The organism is Streptomyces sp. NPDC126497, assembly GCF_040302425.1.
Classification (GTDB): domain Bacteria; phylum Actinomycetota; class Actinomycetes; order Streptomycetales; family Streptomycetaceae; genus Streptomyces.
In genome coordinates this window covers 1-17,570 of the sequence record NZ_JBEORT010000041.1, presented here as the reverse complement: position 1 = coordinate 17,570, position 17,570 = coordinate 1, and the positions used below count along the sequence as shown (strand labels likewise).

Here is a 17,570-nt window from a genome sequence, read left to right as displayed (position 1 = left end):
GCGGAGGCCCCATGTCGGCGCACACGCACACCCGGCCCCACCCGGCCCCCCGGGGCGGCGTCGCCACCCGCCTGCCGTGGTGGGCCCTGGCCCTGCCCACCCTCGCCTTCGTCGCCCTGCTGGCCCTGGTCCTGAACCCCTCCGACACCCACGCGGCCGCCGGCGAACCCGCGCTCACCCACCTCGTCGAGCGCGCGCAGCAGCTCATAGCCCGCTGAACCGCCGGAAGCGCTGGTCAACTCCCTGCGCCCCGTGGCCTGTTTCATGCGAAGCTGGGGCACATGAGCGTCGCAGAACCCCGCAGGATTGTCCTTTTCCGGCATGCGAAAGCCGACTGGCCGCCGGTCGCCGACCACGAGCGCCCGCTCGCCGAGCGGGGCCGCATGGATGCCGCCGTCGCCGGACGCAAGCTCGCCGACACCGGCATCGCCTTCGACCTGGCCCTGTGCTCCACCTCGGTCCGGACCCGCGAGACCTGGAAGCTCGCGGTCCACGAGTTCCCGGAGCGACCGAAGACCGTCTACGAGGAGCGGATCTACGAGGCCTCGCCCGGCGAGCTGATCGCCCTGCTCAACGAAACCCCCGACGACGCGCAGAACGTCCTGCTGATCGGCCACAACCCGGGCGTCCAGGGACTCGCCGACATCCTGGCCGGCGCGGCGGAGGGCGACTCCCGGGAGCGCATGGACCGCCTCGGCTACCCGGCCGCCGCCTTCGCCGTACTGTCCTTCACCGGATCCTGGAAGTCCCTCGAGCCCGGTGTCGGCACCCTGGTCGACTACTGGGCGCCCACCGAGTGACACCCCGCACGGCAGGAGCCCGGCACCGAAGGGATGCCGGGCCCGCCGGGGCCGCTTCCGGACGCGTTCAGCCCACGTCGAGCGTGTCCGCCGCCTCGACCTCTTCGCGCGTGACACCCAGTAGATACAGGACCGTGTCCAGGAAGGGGAAGTTCACCGCCGTGTGCGCGGCCTCGCGCACCACCGGCTTGGCGTTGAAGGCGACCCCGAGCCCTGCCGCGTTCAGCATGTCGAGGTCGTTCGCTCCGTCACCGATCGCCACCGTCTGCGACAGCGGCACGCCCGCCTCGGCGGCGAACCGGCGCAGCAGCCGCGCCTTCCCCGGCCGGTCCACGATCTCGCCGGTGACCCTGCCCGTCAGCTTCCCGTCGACGATCTCCAGGGTGTTGGCCTGGGCGAAGTCCAACCCCAGCCGCTCCTTCAGATCATCCGTGACCTGGGTGAATCCGCCCGAGACCACGCCCACTTGATAGCCGAGGCGCTTCAGCGTACGGATCAGGGTGCGGGCGCCTGGTGTCAGCCGCACCTCGCTGCGCACCTTCTCCACGACCGAGGCGTCCAGCCCCTCCAGCAGCGCCACGCGCGCGTGCAGGGACTGCTCGAAGTCCAGTTCCCCGCGCATCGCGGCCGCCGTCACCTCGGCGACCTCGTCCTCGCAGCCGGCGTGCGCGGCGAAGAGCTCGATCACCTCGTCCTGGATGAGGGTGGAGTCCACGTCCATGACGACCAGGCGCTGCGCCCGCCGGTACAGCCCCGCCCCGACCACGGCCACGTCGACCCCGAGCCGGGCCGCGTCGGTCACCAGAGCGGTGCGCAGCGGTTCCGTCTCCACACCGGACACCGCGAACTCCACAGCCGTCACCGGGTACTTGGCGAGCCGGAAGATACGGTCGATGTTGCCGCCGGCCCCGGTGATCCGGGAGGCGATCGCCGCGGTCGCCTCCGACGTGAGGGGGTGGCCCAGCACGGTGACCAGGGAGCGGCCGAGCCCGCGCGGACGGTTGTCGCCCTTGCCGGAGATGATCTCCGCCTGCATCTTCATCGACTCCGCCCAGCTGTGGACGGTCGCCCGCAGATCCCCTTCCAGCCCCTTGGCCGGCTCGGTCACGAGGGCGCAGAGCACGATGCGGCCACGGGTGACGACCTGCTCGATGTCGACGACGTCGACCGAGTAGGCGGCGAGGGTGTCGAAGAGGCCGGCCGTGAGGCCCGGCCTGTCCTTGCCGAAGATCTTGACAAGGAGAGTGGGAACGTCGGTGGTCTGCGATGCGTCCATGGTGTTCCCACCGTATCCGGCACCCCGTGCCCCCCGCCTCCGAGGTCCGCCAGCCGGACAGCGAACACCGCCCGTCACCGGGATGTACCGGAGCCTACGCACCGCCCGGCCCCCGGGGCGGCGGGGGAGGCGGGGGAGGCGGCGAAGACGGGGGCGGGGGCGGCGGCTCGTCCGGCCACGACGACCGGTCCCGGCCCCGTGCCCCGGGCCCCCGTCGCGGTGGCTTCACCGGCCCGATCACCGTGGACGCCCCGTAGACGTCGTCCTGCCCGTCGCGGACCCCGGACGGGCGCGGGCCGCCGGCGCCCGACGCACCGCCCGGCTCCCGCACCGCCCGGCTCCGGCGCCCGGTGCCCCGGGGACGCCCAGGTCTCCCGTTCCACCCGCAGATACGGATTGGTGTCCGGGTCCGGGGGCCGGCAGGGGATTCCCGGTGCGTACGGTCCGGCGGCCGGCACCCCGCCCGGCCCCCCGGCCGCCGGTGCGGGCCGCTGCTCCCCGGACGGCCCCGTGTCACTCCGTGCCGGCGGTGCCGCACGGGCGCCCGCCGTACCGCTCGCTCATGCCAGGAGCGCCCCCGCGGCCCCCGCGCCCGCACCCCACACCGCGCCCAGCAGGAGCGCCGCGCCGGCCCGGCCGCGCAGCTCGATGCCGGCGCCGAACGCGTCGAGGCCCAGCACGGACAGCGAGGCGTTCGCGGACACCTCCGTCAGCCGGGCCAGCGACGGCAGGGCCAGCGCCGTGGCGGCACCCAGGCACAGCGCGCACCGCCCCGTGAAGGAGGCCGCTCCGCGACCCGCCGCGCCCCCGGCCGGCGTGCGCACGCCCGTCAGCACACCCGCCAGCAGCATCAGCAGCGCGGCGGCCACCGCCGGCAGCCACACCCGTTCGTCGAACTCCGCCAGCCGCCCCAGCGTGACGGGCTGCTCCGGGCCGGCCCGCAGCAGATCGTCCACGGGGTGCGGCAGCACCCCGAGCAGCGCCCCGCTCGCCCGTCCGTCCCACGGCACGAACAGGCCGACCGGCACTCCGGTCCACACCCCGTTCGGCGTCCCCAGCAGTGCCGCCCCCACGATCCGCCGGGGACGGCCGTCGCCGGCCGCCGCGTACCCGGCCGCCGCGAGTCCCGCCGCCACCGCCACCAGCAGCAGCACCGTGACGACGGCGGACACCCGCCGGCCGTACGACACGGCGCACGGCTTCCCAGCCGCGCGGCAGGGGAGCGCAGCGGGACGCCGGCAGCGCGACGAGCAGGACACCGGTCACCCAGCCGAGACCACCGAGCAGCGTCGGCACCGTGTCGACGGTGAACCCCACCGTCGCCCCGGCGTCGACGAGGTCCCCGATCCGGTCCGGCAGCAGCCCCCCGACGTCGCCCAGCCCCGGCGGACCGCCCGCCCCCGGCGGGCCGCCGTCGAGGGGGACGACGTCGCGCCCCGCCCGGACCAGTCCGCCCGCCATCGCGACGAACAGCGCGACCACCGCGCCCGCCCGCGCGAGGAGTTCGGCGGCGGGGACCACGGCCCCCGCCGCCCGCAGGGACCGCAGGAAGAAGGACGACAGCAGCAGCGCACCCACCAGACCCACCCCCAGTGGCGTGATCTGGACGGCCGTGCCGGCCTCCGCGCCCGACAGCCCGTAGGCGGACACGTCGCCGGACGGCGTGACCGAACCACCCGCCCCCAGCGCCACCACCGCAGCGGTCATCGGCCCCGGCGCGGCGGCCGCGTCCGCGCCCAGCAGGTGCAGCCCGAGCGCGGCCGTCGCCGCCATTCCGATCAGTGCCCAGCTCACCGCGGTGATCGCGCACACCACCGCGTCGGCCCAGGGCACGCGCGCGCCCCGCCCCGCGGTGCGGACACCCGTGGCAGCACCCATGGCAGACCCCCCCGATCCGCGACGCGGCGTGACGGCCGCTCATGTCCCCCTCGCGTGGTTTACCACTCTCCGGGAGGTTTTCAACCCCGCCGTCGAAAGCCGGTGAACACCTTGGTGCGCGCTCGTGACAAGGCCCGACTTTCGGTCAGAGGGCCGGGCCTGAAATAGTTCCCCCCGATGTTCGACATCCCTAGACTCCCTGCGATGGGGGAAATTCGGGGGACAACTCAGTGGGGCATGGAGTGCCGGAACTCGTACTGGAATCAAACGGACGGACCTGGACGCTCGATCCGTCCAGGTCCTACACCCTCGGACGCGATCCGCAGGGCGACGTCGTGCTGGACGACGCCAGGGTCTCCTGGCGTCACGCCACGATCAGCTTCAACGGACGCGGTTGGGTCGTCGAGGACCACGGCAGCACCAACGGCACGTTCGCGCAGGGGCGGCGGGTCCACCACCTGGAGCTCGGCTCCGGCACGGTGCTGAACCTGGGCAACGCGACCGACGGCCCGCGCGTGACCCTGTCCGGCGCCGCGACCCCGGCCGCCACGCCGCAGCAGCCGTACGCCGCCCAGGGCGCGAGCGCCGGCTGGGCGCAGCAGGCACCGCACCAGCCTCCGGCCCAGCAGCCTCCCGCCCAGCAGCCCGGCTGGCAGCAGCCGGTGCCGCAGCAGCCCGCGCCGCACATCCCGCAGCAGCAGGGCGGCGGGGCGGGGGCGCCGTCCGTCCACGGGGACCGCAGCCCCACCACGTTCCACCAGTTCTCCCTCGGCCGCGTGATGCGCATCGGCCGTGCGCTGGAGAACGACCTGGTCGTCTCCGACCTCCAGGTCTCCCGCAACCACGCCGAGTTCCACTCGACGCCCGACGGCCGCATGGAGATCCGCGACCTCGGCTCGCACAACGGCACGTACGTCAACGGCCAGCCGATTCCCAAGGGCGGCGCCCAACTGCTCGGCCCCACCGACGTCGTGGGCGTCGGCCACTCGACGTTCCGGATCGTCGGCGACCGGCTCGAGGAGTTCGTCGACACCGGTGAGGTGTCCTTCTCCGCCCGCCACCTGACGGTCACCGTCGACGGCGGCAAGCAGATCCTCAAGGACGTCTCCTTCGGCGTCCCCGAGAAGTCGCTGATCGCGGTCATCGGCCCGTCCGGCTCCGGCAAGTCCACGCTGCTCAAGGCCCTCACCGGTTACCGCCCCGCCGACCAGGGCGAGGTCCTCTACGACAACCGGAACCTCTACAAGCAGTTCGCCGAGCTGCGCCAGCGCATCGGTCTGGTCCCGCAGGACGACATCCTGCACAAGGAGCTGACCGTCAAGAAGGCCCTCAAGTACGCGGCCAAGCTCCGTTTCCCCGCCGACACCACGGCCGCCGAGCGCCAGTCCCGCATCGACGAGGTGCTGCGCGAGCTCAAGCTGGACATCCACAAGGACAAGAAGGTCACCTCCCTGTCCGGCGGCCAGCGCAAGCGCGTCTCCGTCGCCCTGGAGCTGCTCACCAAACCGTCCCTGATCTTCCTGGACGAGCCGACCTCCGGCCTCGACCCGGGCATGGACCGCGACGTCATGCAGCTGCTGCGCGGCCTCGCCGACGACGGCCGCACCGTCCTCGTCGTCACCCACTCGGTGGCCGAGCTGGCGATCTGCGACAAGCTGCTGGTGATGGCGCCCGGCGGCTCCGTCGCCTACTTCGGCCCGCCCGAGGAGGCGCTGAACTTCTTCGGCTACGACACCTGGGCCGACGTCTTCTCCGCCTTCGAGAACTACCGCGACTACGACTGGGCGGGCCGCTGGAAGGGCTCGCAGCACTACCAGATGTACGCCGCGGACATCGACGCGGTCGCGCCGCAGTCCGTACCGGTCCCGGCGATGCAGGCGATGAAGCCGCCGAAGCCACAGGGCTGGATGTCACAGTTCGTGACCCTGGTGCGCCGCTACGTCTCGGTGATCGTCTCCGACAAGGGCTTCCTCGCCCTGATGGTGATCCTGCCGGCCGTCCTCGGCGCGGTCAGCCTGCTCATCGACGCGGACAAGGGCCTGCTGCCCAACCCGCCCAACCCGCAGACCGGCCGGATCATCCCGAACGGCACGGCGACCACGGTCCTGCTGATACTCGCGGTGGGCGCCTGTTTCGCGGGCGCGGCGAACTCCGTGCGCGAGCTGATCAAGGAACGGGTCATCTACGAGCGGGAGCGCGCCACCGGCCTGTCCCGCTCGGCGTACCTGATGTCCAAGGTGTTCGTGCTCGGCATGATCACCGTGCTGCAGGGACTGCTGGTCGGCGTGATCGGCTTCTCCAGCCGGGAGATCCCGGAGGAGGGCCTGGTCCTCGGCGGCTTCACGCTGCTGGAGCTCTCCGTGCCGATCATGGCGCTCGGCTTCACCTCGATGATGTTCGGCCTGATCATCTCCTCGCTGGTGAAGACCGCGGAGAAGACCATGCCGCTGCTGGTGATGTTCGCGATCATCCAGGTCGTCTTCACCGGCTGTCTGTTCACCCTGCACGGCTCCATCGGCGTCAGCCAGTTCTCGTTCCTGATGCCGTCGCGCTGGGCGGTCGCCGCCTCGGGCGCCACGCTGGACTTCAACAGGATCAGCCCGCCGGAGACGGCCGGCGACACCGACCCGCTGTGGGAGCACACGGCCGGGGCCTGGGCGATGGACATGTCCGCGCTGATCGTGCTCGGCGTGATCTGCGGCTTCTTCGTGGCCCGCTTCCTGCGCCGGCACGAGCCCGAGGTCATGCGCAAGTAACCCGTGCCGTACGGCCCCGAAGGGCGGCACCCCGTCAGGAGGGTGCCGCCCTTCGGCGTCCGTGTCCGCGAGAAGAGGTCCGCGCCGACCTCAGTACGCGCTGTCGACGTTGTCCATGGTGCCGTACTTGTCGGCCGCGTAGTTGCAGGCGGCGGTGATGTTGGCGACCGGGTCGTAGATGTCCTTCGGGGTGCCCGGGACGTGGTAGGCATCGAACGTCGGCGGGATCACCTGCAGCAGCCCCTTGGAGGGGATGCCGTTCCGGGCGTTGATGTCCCAGAGGTTGATCGCCTTCGGGTTGCCCGAGGACTCGCGCATGACGTTGCGGTGGATGCCCTCGTAGGAGCCCGGGATGCCGTGCTTCTTCATGATGTCCAGGGACTCGCGGATCCAGCCGTCCAGGGTGTCGCTGTAGCTCTTCTGCGGGGCGGCCCTCTTCACCTCGGCGCGCTCGGCGGCGCGGCCGGCGCTCTCCTCGGCCTGGCGGGCCCTCTCGGCCTCGGCCTCGGCCTCGGCCGCAGCGGCGGCCTTCTTCTCGGCGACGGCCTCGGCCGCGGCCTGCTTCTTCGCCGCGATCCGCTCGACCTTGAGGCTGGCGCCGGCGAGCTGGTCGGTGACGTCGGCGTGGACGTCCGTGATCCGCTCGGTGCTGTAGGCGACGTTCGCGGTCGGAGCGACGGCCTCGCTCGTGGTGGTCGTGGAGGCGTTGCTCGGGATGGCCGAGAAACCGATGGCGGCGGCACCGAGGGCCGCGACACCGGCGGCGGCGATCCTGTGGTGACGGGTCAGGGCACGACTGTGACCACGGGTGAGGATGTGCTTCGGCATGCGGAGTGGACCTCTTCGAATAGCGCGGAGGTCGCTCAACGTCCGGTGCGGACTCGGTGCTTCCGGCACAAACGCCGCGGATCGGGATCCACGGCGCTGAGCGACGCAGCCATTCTTAGCGGCCGCAAAAAGGACTGGCAAAGATGTGACGTACGAAGTCGGGTAGTGGATCAGGGAGGGAGGAAACGGGGCAGATGGGGTCGTATGACCCGCTCATATGGGCGATATGTCTCTCCTACTCCCCTTCGTACGTGATGTGCGCCCTATGCCCGGCCTCACATCGCCCACCCCGCCACCTCACCGTTTGTTGCTGGAGCAATGCGTGGCGTGAGGGGGCTCCGCCACCCCGCCGACGCCAGCCGCACACCCCCGGCCCGCCGCCCGGTCCCGCGGTCCCGCCGCCCCGCCCGGGGCGGCGGGACCTCCGGCCTAGGTCCTGCGGCCCGCCCGAGGGGCGACACACGTCCGATCCCGCCGTCGCGACCCGCCGGTACGGTGAGGACATGAGCCACGGCCCCCGGTCCGGCCTCGCCGCGGTGAGCTCCGCGTTGCTGGCCATGAGCAGGCACCTCGAGGTGCGCGACGTCCTCAAGACGATCGTCGCCTCCGCCCGCGAACTCCTCGACGCCCAGTACGCCGCGCTCGGCGTACCCGACGACCACGGCGGCTTCGCCCAGTTCGTGGTCGACGGCGTCGGCGACGACCAGTGGAAGGCCATCGGCCCCCTCCCGCGCCGGCACGGCGTCCTCGCCGCGATGCTCGACGAGGCCGCCCCGCAGCGCCTCGCCGACGTGCGCCGCGACCCCCGGTTCGAGGGCTGGCCCAGCGCCCACCCCGATCTCGTCGACTTCCTGGGCCTGCCCATCCGGGACGGCGACGAGGTCATCGGCGCCCTGTTCCTCGCCAACAAGAACTGTCCCAAGCCCGAGGGCACCTGCGGCTTCACCGCCGACGACGAGGAACTGCTCGCCATCCTCGCCCAGCACGCCGCGATCGCCCTCACCAACGCCCGGCTCTACGAACGCAGCCGCGAACTGACCATCGCCGAGGAACGCTCCCGCCTCGCCCACGAGCTCCACGACGCCGTCAGCCAGAAACTCTTCTCCCTGCGGCTCACCGCCCAGGCCGCCGCCCGCCTCGTCGACCGCGACCCCTCCCGCGCCAAGGGCGAGCTCCAGCAGGTGGCCGCCCTGGCCGCCGAGGCCGCCGACGAACTGCGCGCGGCGGTCGTCGAGCTGCGCCCCGCGGCCCTCGACGAGGACGGCCTCGTCGCCACGCTCCGCACACAGGTCCAGGTCCTCGACCGCGCCCACACCGCGCGCGTGACCTTCACCGGGCACGGCGTACGCGCCCTCCCGGCCGCCCAGGAGGAGGCGGTGCTGCGCGTCGCCCAGGAGGCGCTGCACAACGCGCTGCGGCACTCCGGCGGCGACCGCGTCGACGTCACCCTGGAGCGCAGGGGCGGCGGAGCGGTCCTGCGGGTCACCGACGACGGCCGCGGCTTCGACCCGCGGACCGTTCGCCGCGCGGGCCGCCATCTGGGCCTGGTCTCCATGCGGGACCGGGCGAGCGGGGTCGGCGGCACGCTGACCGTGGAATCGGCGCCCGGCAAGGGCACCACGATCGAGATGGAGGTCCCCGGTGGCTGACGCAATCAGGGTGCTGCTGGTCGACGATCACCAGGTGGTGCGCCGGGGCCTGCGCACCTTCCTCGAGGTGCAGGACGACATCGAGGTCGTCGGCGAGGCCGCGGACGGCGCCGGAGGGGTCGACCTGGCGGAGGAGCTGCGGCCCGACGTCATCCTCATGGACGTCAAGATGCCCGGCATGGACGGCGTGGAGGCGCTGCGCCGGCTCCGCGAACTGGACCACCCCGCGCGCGTGCTGATCGTCACCAGCTTCACCGAGCAGCGCACGGTCGTCCCCGCCCTGCGCGCGGGGGCCGCCGGTTACGTGTACAAGGACGTCGATCCCGACGCGCTCGCCGGAGCGATCCGCTCCGTGCACGCCGGGCACGTCCTGCTCCAGGCGGAGGTGGCCGGCGCGCTGCTGTCCCAGGAGGAGACCGGATCGGGCCCGGGGCGCGCCGGATCCCTCACCGAACGGGAGCGCGAAGTGCTCGGGCTGATAGCCGACGGCCGCGCCAACCGGGAGATCGCCCGCGCCCTGGTGCTCTCCGAGAAGACCGTGAAGACCCACGTCTCGAACATCCTGATGAAACTCGACCTCGCGGACCGCACCCAGGCCGCCCTGTGGGCCGTACGCCACGGACTGAGCGGCTGACCCCGGACGCCACGCGTCCGGCGGAAGGTTCCCCTCCGGTCCGAGATTCATACCGTAGTGGGAATGTCCCCCGGATGGCCGTATCCCGGGTCGGCCCCGGCCGTTCTCCAGTGCACGCCGCGGCACCTGCCGCGGCCATCGCAAGGAGGGCATCGGAAAGTGAAGAACCTGAAGAAGGCCATGGCCGTGACGATGGTGGCCGGCGGTCTGCTCGCGGCCGGCACCGGAATGGCCTCCGCCACCGACGGCAGCCACGCCGACGGCAAGGCCGTGGGCTCCCCGGGCGTCGCCTCCGGCAACCTCGTCCAGGTCCCGGTCCACGTCCCGGTCAACGTGTCCGGCAACAGCGTCAACGTCATCGGCCTCCTGAACCCGGCCTTCGGCAACACCGCCGTCAACCACTGACGCGCACCCGGCACAGCCCCGGCCGCCCGCCCCCACCGAGCGCCGGGGCTCACCCACGCCCACCACCGTCCCCGACGCGCTCACCACACCCCGTGCCTCCGTTCCCGCCGGCAGCCGTGCCGCCGGCAGCCGTGCCGCCGGGGGCGGCACGGGTGGGCGCGACGGCCCCCGGCAAGCACCGGGCTGCGCGAACGACCCCGGCCCGCACCAGCCCCGGCACCGAGCGAACGGACCTCACCCCACCCCCCGCTCCTCCACGACGGAGTTGTACGCCGCCACCTGCGCCCGCCGGGCCGTACGCTCCACGGGCCGCAGCGCCGCGGCCCGCGCAGCGATCTCCGACGCGCTCACCGCACCCCCGTGCCCCCCGCCCTCCGCCAGTGCCACCAACGCCCCCACCCGCTGAGCCAGCTCCAGCACCCGCACGGCCCGCGGCGGGTACCCCGGCGCCAGCACCTCCCGCCCCCGAGAGGCCAGGGCCCGCGCCCGGTACGCGTCGATCGCCGCCTCCGCCACCGGCCCCGACCCGGCCACATCCAGCCGCGTCAGCACCTCGGTCGCCTCCCGCAACGCCTCCGCCAGCTCCCGCTCCGCCTCCCCGAGCGAGGGCACATCCGCCGGCGGCGCCTCCCGCACCGGCAGGCAGTGCCAGACGACCTCGACGTGCACATCACCGTCGGGCCCGGCCTCGCGCACCTCCGGCACCAGCCCCAGGGCGGCCCCGGAACACACCACCGCCTCCTCCGCCTCCAGCGCCCGCGCGTTGAACTCCGGCGGCCCGCTCAGCCCCAGCGGATGCCCCGGCGCGGGCAGCGCCACCCGCAGTCCGGTCGCCCCCAGCGCCCGCAACCGCCCCAGCGCCAGCGTGAGCCCCACGGGCGCCGGCTCACCGGGCAGTCCCCCCACCCGGTGCACCGCGTCCTCCCCGACGATCGCGAGCACGGCGTCGTCCGGCGGGACGAGTCCGGTGAGAAGGGCGTTCCCCCAAGCGGCGAGGCGTCCAGAGCGAGGTTCCGAGAGCATGTGTACACCCTAGACAGAGCCCGGGAACCGGACCGGAGGAATGTCCGGGTCGGACGGTGGCGTAGATTTCATGGAGGGCTGCGCCCACGGGTGCGGCGGACCGACCCACAGGCGTACGCGACAGCCGAGACCGGCCACACTGCAAGGGGAGACAACGCGCTCATGAGCGATGTTCTGGAGCTTCAGGACGTATCCGTGGTCCGGGAGGGCCGGGCTCTGGTGGACCAGGTCTCCTGGTCGGTCAAGGAGGGCGAGCGCTGGGTCATCCTCGGTCCCAACGGCGCCGGCAAGACCACCCTCCTCAACATCGCCTCCAGCTACCTCTATCCCAGCACGGGCACCGTGAGCATCCTCGGCGAGACCCTGGGCAGGCCCGGCACCGACGTCTTCGAGCTGCGCCCGCGCATCGGCATGGCCGGCATCGCCATGGCCGACAAGCTCCCCAGGCGCCAGACCGTCCTGCAGACCGTGCTCACCGCCGCCTACGGCATGACCGCCGGCTGGCAGGAGGAGTACGAGGACGTCGACGAACAGCGCGCCCGCGCCTTCCTCGACCGCCTCGGCATGTCCGAGTACCTCGACCGCAGGTTCGGCACGCTCTCCGAGGGCGAGCGCAAGCGCACCCTCATCGCCCGCGCCCTGATGACCGACCCCGAGCTGCTGCTCCTCGACGAGCCCGCCGCCGGACTCGACCTCGGCGGCCGCGAGGACCTCGTGCGTCGCCTCGGCCGGCTCGCGCGCGACCCGATCGCCCCCTCCATGATCATGGTCACGCACCACGTCGAGGAGATCGCCCCGGGCTTCACCCACGTCCTGATGATCCGTCAGGGCAAGGTCCTCGCCGCCGGCCCGCTGGAGCTCGAGCTCACCTCCCGCAACCTGTCCCTCTGCTTCGGCCTGCCGCTCGTCGTGGAACAGGTCGGCGACCGCTTCACCGCCCAGGGCCTCCCGATGTCCTGAGCCCTCCCGGACACCGGACCCGATGCCCAAGACCCGGAGCCGCGCGGCGTGTTCAAACTGATCGGCGCCCTGTCGGCGACCGGGTGCGCGGTCCTACCATGACCACGTGGACATCGACGCATGGCTGTGGTGGCTGATCGGCGCGGCGGTACTCGGCATCGGGCTCGTGATCACCGCGATGCCCGAACTCGGCATGCTCGCGGTGGGCGCCGTCGCCGCGGCAGTGGTCTCCGGGATCTTCGGCGGCGGCGCCGTCGCCCAGGTCGTGGTCTTCGCCGTCGTCTCGACCGCCCTCATCGCCGTGGTGCGGCCCATCGCGAACAGGCACCGCACGGGGCGGCCCCGACTCGCCACCGGAGTGGACGCCCTGAAAGGGAGACAGGCCGTCGTCCTGGAGCGCGTCGACGGCTCCGGCGGCCGGATCAAGCTGGCCGGCGAGGTCTGGTCGGCACGCGCCCTCGACGCCGGCCGCGCCTATGACGTGGGCCAGGAAGTGGACGTCGTGGACATCGAGGGGGCCACAGCCGTCATCATGTGACCTCCCACGACACAACTGGGGCGAACAACCCCCCAGTTGCACCGACGGTCTGTCAGACTCGACCAGCAAGATCTTCAACAGCGAGATCTTCCACAGGCACAAGAGCTGCCGTAGGCGCCGAGGCGAAGAAGGGTTCGGGGAACCGACGATGCAACCGATCATCATCGTCCTGATCATCCTGGTGGTGTTGGTCTTCATCGCCCTGATCAAGACGATCCAAGTCATCCCACAGGCCAGCGCCGCCATCGTCGAGCGCTTCGGCCGCTACACGCGGACGCTCAACGCGGGCCTCAACATCGTCGTCCCGTTCATCGACACCATCCGCAACCGCATCGACCTGCGCGAACAGGTCGTCCCGTTCCCGCCGCAGCCGGTGATCACCCAGGACAACCTGGTCGTCAACATCGACACCGTCATCTACTACCAGGTGACCGACGCCCGGGCCGCCACCTACGAGGTCGCCAGCTACATCCAGGCCATCGAGCAGCTCACCGTCACCACCCTGCGCAACATCATCGGCGGCATGGACCTGGAGCGGACCCTCACCTCCCGCGAGGAGATCAACGCGGCCCTGCGCGGCGTCCTCGACGAGGCCACCGGCAAGTGGGGCATCCGCGTCAACCGCGTCGAGCTCAAGGCCATCGAACCGCCCACCTCCATCCAGGACTCGATGGAGAAGCAGATGCGCGCCGACCGCGACAAGCGCGCCGCGATCCTCCAGGCCGAGGGCGTCCGCCAGTCCGAGATCCTGCGCGCCGAGGGCGAGAAGCAGTCCCAGATCCTGCGCGCCGAGGGCGAGGCCAAGGCGGCGGCCCTGCGCGCCGAGGGCGAGGCCCAGGCCGTCCGTACGGTCTTCGAGGCCATCCACGCCGGCGACCCCGACCAGAAGCTCCTCTCCTACCAGTACCTCCAGATGCTCCCCAAGATCGCCGAGGGCGACGCCAACAAGCTCTGGATCGTCCCCAGCGAGATCGGCGACGCCCTCAAGGGGCTCTCCGGAGCGATGGGCAACTTCGGCGCGATGGGCGGCGGCAACGGCGCCCCGGCCCCCAACGTCCCCGCCCAGGAGCGCCGCGAGAAGCCGTCCATCGACTGAAACCCAGGGGCGCGGGACCTGCGCGGACCACCACGCGCACCCCGCGCCCGGGGAACACCCCGACCCTGCGGCGAAGCCCTAGGCCGCGTCCAGCGTCAACCACTCGGGCAACGCCTCGAAGTCCTCGGCGCCCAGCGCCAACAGCATCGCATCGGCCGGCGTGGGCTCGAACGGCCGCCGCAACAGCGGCATCCCCGCCTGCTCGGGCGTCCGGTTCGCCTTCCGGTGGTTGTCCTCCGCACACGAGGCCACCGTGTTCAGCCACGTGTCCTGCCCACCGTGCGACCGCGGTACCACGTGGTCCACGGTCGTCGCCCGCCGCCCGCAGTACGCGCACCGGTGCCGGTCCCGCACCAGGACGCCCCGCCTGGACCACGGGGCTCGTCTTCGGAACGGCACCCTCACGTACTGGCAGAGCCTGATCACCCGGGGCGCCGGTATGTCGACCGCGGCTCCACGCATCCGCAGCTCGGGGTGGGCCTGCTCGACGACGGCCTTGTCCTGGAGCACCAGAACGACGGCTCGGTTCAGCGTCACCGTCGACAACGGCTCGAAGCTCGCGTTCAGTACCAGCGTGTCCCGCATACCAGCCCACCTCCCGTGTGCACCGGCCCACCCCTCGGCGAGCTGGGATCAACTCTGGCCGGGCACGCCGGGATGGACAACGCAATATCCACTGCTCCCGCGGGAGGCGACCCCCGCGGTCCCCGGCGACAAAAATGCCCGCCCCTGATCAATTCCAAGACCAGGGGCGGGCAAACGTTCCACGAACGCCCGGGACCGCGCGGACCGCTTCAGGACTCCGCGGGCACCTCGTACTCACCGATCAGCTGGGCGCGCGCCAGCGTGTGGAACCGCAGGTTGAAGCCCACCACCGCGGGGGACGCGTCCGCGTCCGGACCGAGCTTCTCCTGATCCACGGCGTACACCGTGAACACGTACCGGTGCGGCCCGTCCCCGGGCGGCGGCGCGGCACCGCCGAAGTCCCTGTCGCCGTAGTCGTTGCGCGCGTGGACGGCGCCCTCGGGCAGGCCCTCGAACGCGCCGCTCCCCGCACCGGCCGGCAGCTCGGTCACCGACGCCGGGATGTCGAACACCACCCAGTGCCAGAACCCGCTGCCCGTCGGGGCGTCGGGGTCGTAGCAGGTCACGGCGAAGCTCTTGGTCTCCGCCGGGAACCCCTCCCACCGCAGGTGCGGTGAGGTGTTGCCGGCCGCGTGGACCTGAGCCTCCTTGAGCGTCGTCCCCTCCTGCACGTCCTCGCTCGACACCGCGAACGACGGCACGGGCGGATGGAAGTCGTGGGGGAGCGGCCGCCGCTTGAGCTCGGTCACCTCGGTACCTCCTGATCGGTTGCGTTCAGTCGCAGACCGAGCCTAGAACCAGTTGCGCCTGCTGCCGACCTCCGACAGCCACTGGTTGAGGTACGCCGTCCAATCGGTCCCCTGGTAGTCGTTCAGTCCCACCTTGAAGGAGCGGAAGGTGTCGCTGCCCTCGCTGAACAGACCCGGCTTCTTGTCCATCTCCAGCACCACGTCCATGGCCTGCTCGTCGGCCACGAAGCTCAGCTCGACCTGGTGCAGCCCCCGGTACTGCTGCGGCGGGAAGAACTCGATCTCCTGGTAGAACGGCAGCTTCTGCCGGGTGCCCCGGATGTGGCCGCGCTCCATGTCCGCGTTCTTGAAGCGGAAGCCCAGCTGGATGAACGCGTCCAGGATGGCCTTCTGCGCCGGCAGCGGATGCACGTTGACCGGGTCCAGGTCGCTGGAGTCCACGGCCCGCGCGATCGCCAGCTCGGTGCTCACCCCGATGTTCATCCCGCGCAGCGCCTGCCCGTCGATCATCGTGATCGGCGTCTCCCACGGGATCTCCAGCCCGAACTGCACCGCGTGCACCGCACCGGCCTGCAGCTCGAAGGCACCCCCCAGCTGCGACTTCGTGAACTCGATGTCCTGCTTGTACTCCTGGTCGCCGCTCTCCACCTCGACCTTGGCCTGCAGTCCGGCCGACAGACCCTCGATCTGCTGGTTCACGGACCCGCCCTGGATCCGCACCTCGCCCTGGACGACACCGCCCGGAACGACGTTGACCTCGTGCAGCACCGTCTCCACCGAGGCCCCGCCGGCACCCAGACTCGCCAGCAGCTTCTTGAACGCCATGTCTCTCCCTCTGTCGCCCTGCCATCGCTTCCGTGCAAGGACCCGCTGATCCCTAACAACGCGATCCGGCCGTGGCCGGTTCCGTCGGCCCCCTCACCCTGACGAGTGCGGCGCCCGGTGACCACCCCGCGGCACAGGCCGTCTCCAGTACCCTCGGACGGCATGATCGCGACCCCCGACCGTACGCCCCTGCCCGGGGGCCTCTCCGACCGCCTCGTCCGCGATGCCGCTCCTGACCTCGCTCCCGGTGCGCCCGGCCGCGCATACGTCCGCTTCACCCGCAGCACGTCGGGTCGGACAGCATGAACGTCACGGATCTCGCTCACCCCGCTGAAGAAGTCGCCCCCAGGCTGCTCGGTGCCGTCCTCACCCACGAGACGCCCGAGGGGACCGTGAGCATCAGCATCACGGAGACCGAGGCGTACTCCGGTACGGCCGACCCCGCCTCCCACGCCTACCGGGGCAGGACACCCCGCAACGCCGTGATGTTCGGGCCGGCGGGACACATGTACGTCTACCGGTCCCACGGTCTCCACTGGTGCGCCAACATCGTCACCGGGACGGACGGCGTCGCTTCAGCCGTCCTCGTCCGGGCAGGCAGGGTCATCGAAGGGGAAGACCTGGCGCGTGAGCGGCGGGGGGCGAAGGTCGAGAGCCCACGCCTCGCGCGGGGGCCGGGGAACTTCTGCCAGGCGCTCGGCATCACGGCAGAGCACAACGGCGCGGACCTGCTGGCAGGCGCCCAGGTCAGGCTGTCCGAGGGGGAGCCGGTGCCCGACGGGCTCATCCGGATCGGCCCCCGGGTGGGCGTGAGCAGGGCCCACGACTGGCAGCACCGTTTCTACCTCGCCGGTGACCCAACGGTCTCGGCGTACCGGCTGAGCCCGAGAGCCAAGCCGTCCGCCGGAGCCTGAACCGCTGCGCACCCGCGGCGCGCCGCAGCCGAAGTTGACTCGACTCCGGAAGGTGCGTAAAGTGGCACGAGCCGCTTGAACCGGGTACGGCGATCGCCTGCAGCCGGAAGCGGCCAACCCACTACCTAGAACCACCCCTCGACGGGGTTGAAATCGTCATGTTCGCATGCCTGAATTTCAAACCGCAGAGCCCGATTATGAATCGGATGGGGAATCGGCTAGCGTAGTGAATGTCGAAAGGCCGACAGGCGGAAGCCGAAAGGCCGACGACAAACCCCGCCGACGGGGAATCAGGTCCGAAAGGATCTGATAGAGTCGGAACCGCCGGAAAGGGAAACGCGGAAGCGGGAACCTGGAAAGCACCGAGGAAATCGGGTCGGAAAAGATCTGATAGAGTCGGAAACGCAAGACCGAAGGGAAGCGCCCGGAGGAAAGCCCGCGAGGGTGAGTACGAAGGAAGCGTCCGTTCCTTGAGAACTCAACAGCGTGCCAAAAGTCAACGCCAGATATGTTGATACCCCGACCCGGTCGGTTCGATCGGGTTGAGGTTCCTTTGAAGAAACACACAGCGAGGACGCTGTGAACCGCCGGATCATTCCTCCGGTGGTTCCGCTCTCGTGGTGTGGCACCGGATCACCGGTACACATTCACGGA

16 protein-coding genes and 1 pseudogene are annotated in these 17,570 nt (G+C 71.5%); 10 read left to right on the top strand and 7 right to left on the bottom strand.

Annotated elements, in window-relative coordinates:
• Window positions 1-11: 11 nt before the first annotated feature.
• Both ABTY20_RS18625 and ABTY20_RS18620 read left to right on the top strand, forming a co-directional pair.
• Window positions 12-218 (top strand): hypothetical protein, encoded by a 207-nt coding sequence (locus ABTY20_RS18625; RefSeq protein ID WP_351998087.1) that lies wholly within the window; start codon window positions 12-14, stop codon window positions 216-218.
• A gap of 63 nt (window positions 219-281) precedes the next feature.
• Window positions 282-800 carry a SixA phosphatase family protein gene (locus ABTY20_RS18620; RefSeq protein WP_351998086.1) on the top strand — a complete coding sequence of 173 codons (519 nt, stop codon included), beginning with the start codon at window positions 282-284 and terminating at the stop codon, window positions 798-800.
• A 67-nt stretch (window positions 801-867) separates the two neighbouring features.
• Here the strand turns inward: ABTY20_RS18620 and serB are convergent, their stop codons facing one another.
• Both serB and ABTY20_RS18610 read right to left on the bottom strand, forming a co-directional pair.
• Window positions 868-2,076, bottom strand: coding sequence for a phosphoserine phosphatase SerB (serB, locus tag ABTY20_RS18615; protein WP_351998085.1), 1,209 nt, complete (start codon window positions 2,074-2,076; stop codon window positions 868-870).
• 94 nt (window positions 2,077-2,170) lie between these two features.
• A pseudogene (locus ABTY20_RS18610) lies at window positions 2,171-3,954 on the bottom strand (streptophobe family protein).
• Window positions 3,955-4,196: 242 nt separating this feature from the next.
• Between ABTY20_RS18610 and ABTY20_RS18605 the strand changes: the two are divergent.
• Window positions 4,197-6,710, top strand: a complete 2,514-nt coding sequence (locus tag ABTY20_RS18605) for an ABC transporter ATP-binding protein/permease (protein ID WP_351998084.1) — start codon at window positions 4,197-4,199, stop codon at window positions 6,708-6,710.
• Between the two features lie 90 nt (window positions 6,711-6,800).
• Here the strand turns inward: ABTY20_RS18605 and ABTY20_RS18600 are convergent, their stop codons facing one another.
• Window positions 6,801-7,538 (bottom strand): transglycosylase SLT domain-containing protein, encoded by a 738-nt coding sequence (locus tag ABTY20_RS18600; RefSeq protein ID WP_351998083.1) that lies wholly within the window; start codon window positions 7,536-7,538, stop codon window positions 6,801-6,803.
• 503 nt (window positions 7,539-8,041) lie between these two features.
• Between ABTY20_RS18600 and ABTY20_RS18595 the strand changes: the two genes are divergently transcribed.
• The 3 genes from ABTY20_RS18595 (at window position 8,042) to ABTY20_RS18585 (ending at window position 10,226) form a co-directional block, all read left to right on the top strand.
• Window positions 8,042-9,187, top strand: a complete 1,146-nt coding sequence (locus ABTY20_RS18595) for a GAF domain-containing sensor histidine kinase (protein WP_351998082.1) — start codon at window positions 8,042-8,044, stop codon at window positions 9,185-9,187.
• Entirely contained in the window at window positions 9,180-9,821 is a 642-nt protein-coding gene (locus ABTY20_RS18590) for a response regulator (RefSeq protein WP_351998081.1), read from the top strand. Before ABTY20_RS18595 ends, ABTY20_RS18590 begins: the two co-directional genes overlap by 8 nt.
• Window positions 9,822-9,980: 159 nt before the next feature.
• Window positions 9,981-10,226, top strand: coding sequence for a chaplin (locus tag ABTY20_RS18585; protein WP_351998080.1), 246 nt, complete (start codon window positions 9,981-9,983; stop codon window positions 10,224-10,226).
• A 234-nt stretch (window positions 10,227-10,460) separates the two neighbouring features.
• On the opposite strand, the gene ABTY20_RS18580 is transcribed toward ABTY20_RS18585, so the two are convergent.
• Window positions 10,461-11,249, bottom strand: coding sequence for an Rv1486c family protein (locus ABTY20_RS18580; RefSeq protein ID WP_351998079.1), 789 nt, complete (start codon window positions 11,247-11,249; stop codon window positions 10,461-10,463).
• 162 nt (window positions 11,250-11,411) lie between these two features.
• Between ABTY20_RS18580 and ABTY20_RS18575 the strand changes: the two genes are divergently transcribed.
• From ABTY20_RS18575 to ABTY20_RS18565, 3 genes are all read left to right on the top strand, one after another.
• Window positions 11,412-12,209: an ABC transporter ATP-binding protein gene (locus ABTY20_RS18575; protein ID WP_351998078.1), complete on the top strand. Its 798-nt coding sequence runs from the start codon at window positions 11,412-11,414 to the stop codon at window positions 12,207-12,209.
• A 106-nt stretch (window positions 12,210-12,315) separates the two neighbouring features.
• Window positions 12,316-12,747 carry an NfeD family protein gene (locus tag ABTY20_RS18570; protein WP_351998077.1) on the top strand — a complete coding sequence of 144 codons (432 nt, stop codon included), beginning with the start codon at window positions 12,316-12,318 and terminating at the stop codon, window positions 12,745-12,747.
• A 148-nt stretch (window positions 12,748-12,895) separates the two neighbouring features.
• Window positions 12,896-13,843 carry an SPFH domain-containing protein gene (locus tag ABTY20_RS18565; protein WP_030834003.1) on the top strand — a complete coding sequence of 316 codons (948 nt, stop codon included), beginning with the start codon at window positions 12,896-12,898 and terminating at the stop codon, window positions 13,841-13,843.
• A gap of 78 nt (window positions 13,844-13,921) precedes the next feature.
• Here the strand turns inward: ABTY20_RS18565 and ABTY20_RS18560 are convergent, their stop codons facing one another.
• The 3 genes from ABTY20_RS18560 to ABTY20_RS18550 all read right to left on the bottom strand — a co-directional run bounded on the left by ABTY20_RS18560 (window position 13,922) and on the right by ABTY20_RS18550 (window position 16,002).
• The gene (locus ABTY20_RS18560; protein WP_031019974.1) at window positions 13,922-14,428 is read right to left on the bottom strand and encodes an HNH endonuclease; all 507 of its coding nucleotides are present in this window, start codon (window positions 14,426-14,428) and stop codon (window positions 13,922-13,924) included.
• Window positions 14,429-14,637: 209 nt separating this feature from the next.
• Window positions 14,638-15,177 (bottom strand): YbhB/YbcL family Raf kinase inhibitor-like protein, encoded by a 540-nt coding sequence (locus ABTY20_RS18555; protein WP_351998076.1) that lies wholly within the window; start codon window positions 15,175-15,177, stop codon window positions 14,638-14,640.
• Between the two features lie 42 nt (window positions 15,178-15,219).
• On the bottom strand, window positions 15,220-16,002 hold the full coding sequence (locus ABTY20_RS18550) for a sporulation protein (protein WP_351998075.1): 783 nt from the start codon (window positions 16,000-16,002) through the stop codon (window positions 15,220-15,222).
• Window positions 16,003-16,304: 302 nt separating this feature from the next.
• Here ABTY20_RS18550 and ABTY20_RS18545 point away from each other — a divergent pair, with 302 nt between their 5' ends.
• Complete coding sequence (locus ABTY20_RS18545) at window positions 16,305-16,916, top strand: DNA-3-methyladenine glycosylase (protein WP_351998074.1); 612 nt, start codon at window positions 16,305-16,307, stop codon at window positions 16,914-16,916.
• The last annotated feature ends 654 nt before the right edge of the window (window positions 16,917-17,570 follow it).